The 1,100-nt window shown below is 30.2% G+C and carries 1 protein-coding gene; it reads left to right on the top strand.

From position 1 onward, the window contains the following. The first annotated feature begins 165 nt into the window (after positions 1–165). A complete protein-coding gene (gene trbJ, locus CCO88_RS06900; protein WP_002824389.1) occupies positions 166–954 on the top strand; it encodes a P-type conjugative transfer protein TrbJ in 789 nt (262 codons plus the stop codon). Positions 955–1,100 lie beyond the last annotated feature (146 nt).

The following is a 1,100-nucleotide window of genomic DNA, read 5'->3' as shown; positions in this document are numbered from 1 at the left end:
ATAAGCCTTGACTATTATTATACATAGTAGTATAATAATTACTAGAATTTTGTTAATCAAGGTTTCTCACCTTCTTTCTAAGGCAAGTTTTGATTAACCAAAGGCTGGAACCCTTTGGTTAATCAGCCTTAACTGCAATTATACTAACTTATTTCAAAATTACAAATGAAAAAATCTTTATTTGGCGTAAAAAAAGCCACTTCAACAATAATTGCAACTTTAATTATAGGAACTAATAATGCCTTTGCAGGTGGTATTCCTGTAATTGATCTTAGCGCTATTGCCAATCAAGTAAAAGATTATGCAATGCAACTTCAACAATACGAGCAAATGTATTCTCAATTGCAACAGCAAATACAAATGGTGCAAATGCAAAAACAGAATTTAGAAAGATTAACTAAAGAAGATTGGGATAACTTAGGAACGGTTCTTTATCAAACCCGAAATGTAATGAACAAAGTAAATGGAATTTCTTATGATATAGGTAATGTTTCGCGCAAATTTGAAGATACTTACAAAAATTTTGAAGGTTATAGTAATGATCTTGAAAACGCAACAAATGAAAGCGAGAGAAATAAAATTTATTCTGATAGATACAAGCAAATTGCGGAAACAAACCAAAATACATTTAACGGAACATTGCAACAACTCGAGCTTCGATATCAAGACTTAGAAAGTGAAGATGCGCTTATCGCAAAACTTAAGCAAAATTCACAAAATTCTAATGGAAATTTGCAGGCTGTGCAAGCCACCAATGATCTTTTAGCTTATCAGATTGATGAGATAAGAAAACTAAGATCGGTCATTATGGATCAAAGCAATATGCTTACTAATTATTTAGCGTCGCAAAATAACAAGCAAATTTTAGAACAAGCAAAAATGGAAAAACTTTTTCAAAGAAATAAAAACAATAATTTTTATCAATCAAATTCTGATGCTTTTAAATGGAAATAAAATGATGTTAAAATATTTTGTTTCTATATTAAATCAAGGAGAAAAACAATGAAACATTTTATTTTTAGCGGATTAATTGGTTTAGGTGCTTTGGCTTTTTTAGCAGGTTGTGGCGATGAGGCAAAAACAAGCGATTATTATAAAGC

Origin of the sequence: Campylobacter coli LMG 9860 (assembly GCF_000254135.1) — a bacterium.
GTDB classification, from domain to species: Bacteria; Campylobacterota; Campylobacteria; order Campylobacterales; family Campylobacteraceae; genus Campylobacter_D; species Campylobacter_D coli.
This window is presented reverse-complemented; position numbering and strand designations above follow the sequence as displayed.